The sequence below is a fragment of the Rhizobium sp. P1_E1 genome, assembly GCF_056406015.1.
The window spans coordinates 1-8,089 of sequence record NZ_JBFUAY010000196.1; the positions used below are offsets into that span (position 1 = coordinate 1).

Here is an 8,089-nt window from a genome sequence, read left to right on the forward strand (position 1 = left end):
GGCATGTTCACACCGGATGGCGTCATGCCGGAAGACGGTCCGAAGACCGTGCTTGCCGTGCTCTCGGAGTTCTCCAAGAACGTCAAGGGCAAGCAGATCGACCTTTCCAAGACCTATACGACGGAGTTCGTCAAGAACGTCAAGTAAGGCGTCGCGTCGCTTCCGGTCCCARCCGGAAGCGGCCTCCCGATCGATCCATGGGCATTGCGTGCACGCGCCCAAAGCACGCCTCAGGTATCATCATGCAACATGACAAGAACCAGATCCCGGCGATCGAGCTGATCAACGTCAGCCGCCGCTTCGTCTCGCCGACCGGCAAGTCCCTTACGGCCTTGCGCGATTTCAACATGACGGTCGCCCGCGGGGAGTTCGTCGCCGTCGTCGGCCCTACCGGCTGCGGTAAATCGACGACGCTCAATCTTGTGACGGGTCTCGCACGCCCGAGCGCCGGTGAAGTCCGGCTGATGGGCGGGCCGATCACCGGCATTGACCCGCGTGTCGGCTTCGCGTTCCAGACCGACGCACTCTTTCCCTGGAAGAACGTGATCGACAACGTCATGGCCGGCCCGCTGTTTCGGGGCAAGTCGCGCACTGAAGCGGAAAAGAGCGCACGCGACTGGCTGGCCCGCGTCGGCCTTTCGAAATTTCTCCATCACTATCCCCACCAGCTTTCTGGCGGTATGCGCAAGCGCGTCTCCCTGGCCCAGACATTCATCAACGAGCCGGAAATCCTGCTGATGGACGAGCCGTTTTCGGCTCTCGACGTGCAGACCCGCACGGTCATGCATGAAGAGCTCTTGAAACTGTGGGCGGAGCGCAAGGCCTCGGTGGTGTTCGTGACCCACGACCTCGAAGAGGCTGTCGCCCTCGCCGACAAGGTCTACGTCCTGACCGCCGGCCCTGCGACGGTAAAGTCGGTCTATACGATCGATCTCCCCCGCCCGCGCGTCGTGTCGGAAATCCGCTACGAGCAGAGCTTCATCGACTATTGCAAGACGATCTGGGAGGACCTGCGCGAGGAGGTCGAGACCAGCTACCGCCGCGCAAGCGAAGCGGCCTGAGGGAGGATATCATGGCACACACCACACTTGAGGCCGGTTCGGCCACCATGTTTCGGCCGGGCACGTCGGACACAGAAATCGAGGCATCGGCGCTGAAGGCAATGCGCCGGCGCAAGACGCTGGTGCGCTTCTGGCAGATCGCCATCCTGGTCTTCGTGATCGGCATGTGGGAGCTGTCTTCCAACATGCAGTGGATCGATCCGTTCTTCTATTCGAGCCCAAGCGGCGTCGTTCAGCGCCTCTACGAATGGGCAACCGAGGGCACCACGGAAGGTTCTCTCTGGTATAATCTATGGGTGACGATGGAGGAGGCCCTGATCGGCTTCTTCGCGGGATCGATCACCGGCGTCTTCGTCGGCATCGGTCTTGGCCGCAACCGCTTCCTGTCGGACATTTTCTCCGTCTACATCAAGGCGATCAACTCGATACCGCGCGTCGTTCTCGCCCCCATCTTCATCATGATCATGGGTCTCGGCCTGCCCTCCAAGGTTGCACTCGCCTTCATCATGGTGTTCTTCGTGGTGTTTGCAAACGCCTTCCAGGGCGTGCGCGAGGCCGACCGCAATATGATCGCCAACGCCCGCATTCTCGGCGCCTCGGATTGGCAGGTCACCCGCACCGTGGTCATCCCATCGGCGATGAGCTGGATCTTCGCCAGTCTGCACGTGTCCTTCGGTTTCGCGATCATCGGCGCAATCGTCGGCGAATTCGTCGGCGCCCGCTTCGGTATCGGCCAGCTCATCTCGATCGCCAAGGGGACGTTCGACGCGGCCGGCATGTTCGCGGCAATCCTCCTCGTCATGGTCGTCACGCTTTTTGCCGAATACATCATGACATTGATCGAGAACCGCCTGGCGAAATGGCGTCCGCAGCAGCACCTCGATACCCAGTGATCAAATCGACCTCCTCCCAAGGCAGATCGAACTGAAGGCCGGGCGCGATGCCCGGCCTTCTTTTCATTTGATGCACTTAGGTCTAAGCGAGCGGCAGCCGCACCGTCACGACGAGYCCACCGCCTTCCGCGTCATCGAGCGAGACTGAACCTCCAGCGCCTTCGACGACCTCCCGAACGATCGCTAGCCCCAGACCACTCCCCTCGGCTTCAGTCCCCATGATCCGGTAGAAGCGTTCGAAAACCTGTTCGCGCTCCCCGCTCGGAATACCCGGCCCGTTGTCCTCGACGGTCACGACGGCGTTGCCGTCCGCCTGCCCGACGGCGACGGTCACCCGTCCGTTCGGGCGGGTATAGCGGATCGCATTGTCTATGAGGTTGACCAACATCTCGCGCAACATCGTCGCGTCGCCGTCGACAATGACCGGGCGGACGGCTTCCAGGCCGACGTCGATGTTGCGCTTGAGCGCCTCTTCAGCATGCGCTTCCAGGATCTCGCGGGCAGCCTTCGTAAGGTCGGTCGCATCGCTCCGGGGGCGCCGGCTTCCGGGCTCGGCCCGCGATAAGGTGAGGAGCTGGCTGGCAAGACGCGAAATCTGTTTCGTGCTGGTGCGAAGGGCGAAAAGCGCCTCGTCGCGGCGAGCAGCATCGGCTTCGCGGGCCGCCACGCTCGCCTGCGTCGAAATCAGCGCCAGGGGSGTTCGCAGTTGATGCGCCGCATTCGATACGAACCGTCGCTGCGCGGCCATCTGGTTCTGGACGCGCTCCATGTAGTCGTTCAGGGCGTGAACGAGCGGCTGCAGCTCGCTCTGCACCATCTCCGGCGGCAGCGGATCGAGACGGTTGCGCCCGCGCTGGCGCAGGGCGTCCCGCAGCCTCAGCGCAGGAGCCAGGCCACGCTGCAGGCCGAGGATGGTCACCAGGCTTGCGACGAAGACGAGCACGAACTGCTTCGAAAAATCTGAGAGCCACAATTGCCTTCGCATCGCATACTGGCTGTTATGCGTAACGGCGACGGTCACGGAGATCGCGCCGTCATCGGGAAGGCCGACGACAGGATGGTCGAGCATCATGACGCGAACATCGGCACCGTGGAACGTGCGATCCTCACCGGTGCGCTGGACGGCCGGCAACGGCAGGTCGGGAAAGCCGCTGACCAGACTGCCCCATGCGGTAATCACCTGATAAGATACACGGTCGCCGAAGCCCGTATCAAACATCTCCAGCGCGGAAGGCGGCACGTCCACCTGAACATTGCCGCCCTCGTCGACACGGACGGCTTCGGCAATGACGCGCGCCGACGCCAGAAGTGTTCGATCCGTCACCAGCTTTGCTGTGGCGTCAGCCGTCCAGAAGCTGTCGTAAAGATTGAAACCGATCGCGCCGAACAGGGTCAGCAGCACCCAGYAGAGCAACTGCACCCTCAGGCTCTGGCTGAGCCGCGCGATCGTCGCGCCCACCTTGGTGACGAGGCTACTGGACATGTCTGAGGAGATAGCCAAGCCCGCGCAACGTGGCAATCTGAACCGAACTGCCCTCGAGCTTCTTTCGCAGCCTGTGGACGTAGATTTCGATGGCGCTCGGATCCGCCTCGTCGTCGAAACCGAACACGCTTTCGGAAAGGGCGGCTTTCGAGACGGTGTTGCCAAGCTTCATGACGAGTTGCTCAAGCACGGCATATTCACGCGGCGTCAGTTGCAGCGGCTCGCCTGCGACGAAAAACTGCCGCGTCCCGCCGGAGAAGCGCAGGTTGCCGACGGTAATCTCGGATGATGCCCGGTCCTGGCCGCGGCGGACCACCGCACGAATCCTCGCTTCGAGCTCGGCGATTTCGAAGGGTTTGGCGAGATAGTCGTCGGCGCCGCTGTCAAGCCCTGCAACACGGCCGTCCAGGCTCGCATTCGCGGTCAAGATGATGACCGGCAGCTTGTTTCCGGACTGCCGCAATCGCTTCAACAGCGTCAATCCGTCAAGCTTGGGCAGCGCCAGGTCGAGGATCATCGCCGAATACTCCGCCACCTTGAGCATATGCTCCGCGTCCTCGCCGTCATGGGCAATGTCGATAGCGTATTGCGCCTGTCGCAGGGCTTTACCCAGCCAGGCCGCCAGATCCTTGTTGTCCTCCACCACAAGCAGTCTCATCTGACCTTCCTAGCACGTGCAAACGGTCTGACAAGCGTGACACAGTTTCCACCGCTGATACCTGGCCTCTGTTCCCGACCGAAGCAGAAGGAGATGGTATCACCTGCGATCGGTCTCCGCGTCGTCAAGACGAACGCTGACAGGAACGGAAGTTTTCAGGCGCCCATGAGCCCTCCCGGAATCGCCTTCGACCGCAACCGGGACGTCCTGGTCTCCAGCACCCGACGCCTCGATTCCCCAGATTTCGATCTGGGTCAGCGCCGGATAGGGCGAGGCGTCCTCGGCCTTGATCAGCCTGTGCAGTTCCACCCATTCGACGATGCAGGGCTCTATCAGAAAGGCTTGAGCGACGCCCGATTTCACCAACGGAAAACAGGAGGTCTTGCCGTTCGAGAAGGTGACGCTGGCCTTTTCCCACCAGGAATCATGCGGAAAGTCGGCCCGGAGATAGAAAACGATCTCGTCGATCCTGACCGGCCGGCCGAATTCCACCGTTAGCGCCGCGTGAGGATCGCGATTGATGCCCCAGCTCGTATAGGGCCAGAAGCCGTGATCATCGTTGGCCTTTTCGCCGTCGATCGCGTTACGCGCGGCAAAGACCGCTTCGCCCCGGGTTTCGACATTGGCGCGCGCATGCGGAAACAGCGTCCGATTGGCGTGATCGTCCCAGGGGTTGAGAGCGAGATTGCGCCGGTGAATGATCTCGTCCGGCCGCGTGCTTCGCGCTGATAGCCGGTGGATATCGCCCCTGAAGGCATTCGGGGAATAGGGCTTGCGTTTGTCGCCGAAGGGCACAGCGAGCGAATAGGCGCATTCCTTCATATAGACCAGGCCGGGTTGGATCGCGCCATCAAGGGAGAGGAAGACATGTCCGGGCTCGGAGACCTCCACGACCACGCGATCGCCTTCGCGATAGCTCTGGCGATAGACCAGGAACGTCTCGTCCCGGCCTGCGGAACTGGCCAGCACTGCCCCATCGGCATCCACGATCTTCAGCGTCAATTCCATGCTCGTCCTCCCCAGAGCATGATGCCGAAAAGTGTGAGCGATTTTCGGACGACATCATGCTCTAACTCTTTAATTTAGAACAGGATTCAGATTTCAGGCCGACCCGGCCTAAAATCATCCTGTTCTAGACGATCCGCAATCTCAGGAGCCTGCCGGCAAACGGCAGGCGCAGCCGATAGATTTTCTCGGGCCAGGCCGATCTCAGCCGGGCGTCGTCCACGACGATTTCATCAATTTCGATCTCGCCGGTGCCATCGACGAAAATTCTGCCGAGGTCGGCCAGATCGATCCTATCGGGGCCGACAGTCGGCACCACGCATGTCATCAGAGACAGGACCGCCGGCTTGCCCCCGTCATAGGTGTCGACGATCTCGACGTGGCGGCCGCGCAGCAGGGAAACGACGCGCCGGTAGCTGTGCAGCTGCGCCTCGGGGGAATAGGCGCCTGATATATCGAGCGATATGCGCGCGCTCCGTTCGTCAAACTCGACCTCGACATYGCGCGCGCCAAAGGCTTCGCCGGCCGACTGCATGACGCCTGCGAATGTCGGCAGGTTGTGGAAAGCCGACTGCATCGTCCATATCTCGTAGCGCCGCGCCGAAAAGGTCTTTGCGGTATAGGTCTCGACGCCGACATCGATCAGGAACGGATGTCCGTTCTTGTAAAGCGTGACACTTCCGACATCGTTATGATTGTGGCCCTCGCCATTGTTGCCGCCCTTGACGGCAAGCGAAAACTGCCGGTCGCGGGCGATGAACAGGCCGATGCCGGGATAGAAGATATCGCGCCCGGATGCAGGAGGTGGCTCGGCGGCGGCGGGGATTGCAGGGCCGACCAGCAGTTCCTGCACGCGATACCAGAGGTTCCATTCCCCGGGCAGGTGCGGATTGTCGGAAGCGGCCCTGTCGGATGCAGCGAACTCAGCCAGCATCTCAGAGCCGACCGCCTGTCCGAACAGGTATTCCCGCGCGCTGCAGGGTTCGACCACCGCGGAGGAATCCGCGAAGTTGAAATAGTAGCGGCCGGCCACATGCATATGGGCAATATATTCGGCCATGTTGCGGATCTTCGGCTGCTGCCAGACCCCGGCGAACAGGCCGGGCGCCACGGCATCCAGGATGGTCAACGCGCCATGCAGGCAGAGTGCGGCGTGGCGGTAGTAGAGCACGCCCTCCTCGCAGGCCCCGTCCTCGGCATAGTCCTTCAGGAAGGCGTCGAGGCTGCCGAGCGCCTTTCTGACGACGGCGTGACGCGTGGGCTGATCGGTTTTCAGGGAGAAGACCGTCAACAGGACGTTCTGGCTTATCCACGCCGTCCAGTTGTTCATCCGCTCCTGACCGCGGCCCATCCACCAGAAATGCCGGCCGAGATAGGGCGAAAGGATGCGGGTTTCGATCTCGCGTTCCACGCGTGCCGTAATCTCGGGGCTGATGCCGTCGAGCTCGTCGCGAAGCAATGCAACGATGGTGGCAAGCAGCGCCGCCGTTTCGGCGGCGAAGAGATCGACGACAGGCTGCGAATTGTCGGGAAGCGGCAGGCGCGCGCCGCTTCGTTCATAGGCGTTATGCGCCGGAAGCTGCCACCCGCTCTCCTCCGCAATCAGGAAGATGCCGTCGACGACCTTCGGCAGGAACCGCGCCTTGCCTTCGATGAGTTCGCCGAGCACCAGATTGTTGAGCATCCGCCGCCGCGTGAAATAAAGCTCCTCGAAGCGCGCGCGGTTGCCCGTTGCGGTGAACTCCCGGTAATCCGAAGCCGCAATCAGCGGCAAGGCGCGCGCAAGCGTCTCTTCGGCCTCGCGAATGATCAGATCCCGTACCGCTTGCGGCACAGCGCTCCATCTGGCGCGATCGGAGCAGACCGCCCCGGGCGTGAAATCGCCCAGCACATCCGGCAGCTCCCCTGAAATCTCGCTGAGCATGTCTCTCCCCGTACCGGAAAAGCATCGATGGGCGTTTGGTCTGCATGCTCACCTATCATATGTATTTTGCGCTTTCCATAAAATTCGTATGACCTATTCAGAACTTGTTTGACCAATACCGGATATGTGCTATGTCGTTGCTGGAGGAAGAGGAGGCATCGGTGTCCCTATCGAATTCGGTCATCGCGACGGATGGCGCCATGGCAACCTCCGGTCGGAAGGTCGCGGTCCTGTCCAAGCGCCAGCGCAGGATCCGCAACGCGCTCGTCGCCTATTCCTTCATCGCGCCGAACTTCATCGGCTTTGCCGTCTTCACGCTCGGCCCGATCCTGTTCGCCTTCGTGCTTGCCTTCATGCATTGGGACGGTTCGAATGCGATCACCTTCGCCGGCCTCGACAATTTCTGGCGGCTCTTCGATGACAAGGCTTTTATCGCGGCGTTCTGGAACACGGTCATCTATACGGTCGCTTCCGTGCCGGCGACGCTCATATGCGCGCTTGGCCTTGCCGTACTTCTCAACCAGAAGATCGCGGGGCGCGATTTCTTCCGCACAGCGATGTTCTTCCCCTATGTCGCCTCGCTGGTGGCCGTCGCGGTCGTCTGGAACATGATCTTCAATCCCGAGATGGGACCGGTGAACATGATCCTCTACACGCTCGGCCTCGATCCCAAGAACATGCCGGGATGGGCGGCCGATCGCCACTGGGCGATGGTGACGGTGATCCTCTTCGGCATCTGGAAGAACATGGGCTATTACATGGTCATCTATCTGGCCGGCCTGCAGGGCATCAATTCGGAGCTCTATGAGGCCGCCGATCTCGATGGCGCCAATTCCTGGCAGAAGTTCATCCATGTCACGGTGCCGCAGCTCGGGCCGACGACCTTCTTCGTCACCGTCATGCTGACGATCCAGTCCTTCAAGGTGTTCGACCAGATCTACATGATCACCCAGGGCGGACCCGGCACCTCGACGCTCGTCCTCGTCTACCACATCTATAACGAGGCCTTCATTTCCTGGGATCTCGGCTATTCCAGCATGGTTGCGCTCGTTCTGTTCTTCCTCG

At 61.3% G+C, this 8,089-nt stretch carries 7 protein-coding genes and 1 pseudogene; 4 read left to right on the forward strand and 4 right to left on the reverse strand.

The features are described 5' to 3' along the window. The 3 genes and pseudogenes from AC1D1Z_RS30990 to AC1D1Z_RS31000 form a co-directional block, all read left to right on the forward strand. Positions 1-147, forward strand: a pseudogene (locus AC1D1Z_RS30990) (ABC transporter substrate-binding protein); the annotation flags it as partial. Positions 148-242: 95 nt separating this feature from the next. Next, on the forward strand, positions 243-1,061 hold the full coding sequence (locus AC1D1Z_RS30995; protein ID WP_026188721.1) for an ABC transporter ATP-binding protein: 819 nt from the start codon (positions 243-245) through the stop codon (positions 1,059-1,061). Positions 1,062-1,072: 11 nt separating this feature from the next. Then, positions 1,073-1,954 carry an ABC transporter permease gene (locus AC1D1Z_RS31000; protein ID WP_003549874.1) on the forward strand — a complete coding sequence of 294 codons (882 nt, stop codon included), beginning with the start codon at positions 1,073-1,075 and terminating at the stop codon, positions 1,952-1,954. Between the two features lie 82 nt (positions 1,955-2,036). On the opposite strand, the gene AC1D1Z_RS31005 is transcribed toward AC1D1Z_RS31000, so the two are convergent. The 4 genes from AC1D1Z_RS31005 to AC1D1Z_RS31020 all read right to left on the reverse strand — a co-directional run bounded on the left by AC1D1Z_RS31005 (position 2,037) and on the right by AC1D1Z_RS31020 (position 7,024). Continuing rightward, positions 2,037-3,437, reverse strand: a complete 1,401-nt coding sequence (locus AC1D1Z_RS31005) for a sensor histidine kinase N-terminal domain-containing protein (RefSeq protein WP_477852672.1) — start codon at positions 3,435-3,437, stop codon at positions 2,037-2,039. After that, complete coding sequence (locus AC1D1Z_RS31010) at positions 3,427-4,095, reverse strand: response regulator (protein WP_018245930.1); 669 nt, start codon at positions 4,093-4,095, stop codon at positions 3,427-3,429. The genes AC1D1Z_RS31005 and AC1D1Z_RS31010 overlap by 11 nt, the downstream gene beginning before the upstream one ends. 99 nt (positions 4,096-4,194) lie before the next feature. Further along, positions 4,195-5,103, reverse strand: a complete 909-nt coding sequence (locus AC1D1Z_RS31015) for a carbohydrate-binding protein (RefSeq protein ID WP_018245931.1) — start codon at positions 5,101-5,103, stop codon at positions 4,195-4,197. Positions 5,104-5,227: 124 nt separating this feature from the next. Continuing rightward, positions 5,228-7,024: a heparinase II/III domain-containing protein gene (locus tag AC1D1Z_RS31020; RefSeq protein ID WP_477852673.1), complete on the reverse strand. Its 1,797-nt coding sequence runs from the start codon at positions 7,022-7,024 to the stop codon at positions 5,228-5,230. Between the two features lie 131 nt (positions 7,025-7,155). Between AC1D1Z_RS31020 and AC1D1Z_RS31025 the strand changes: the two genes are divergently transcribed. Continuing rightward, positions 7,156-8,089 (forward strand): carbohydrate ABC transporter permease (locus AC1D1Z_RS31025; protein ID WP_477852675.1); only part of this gene is annotated, 934 nt, incomplete at its 3' end.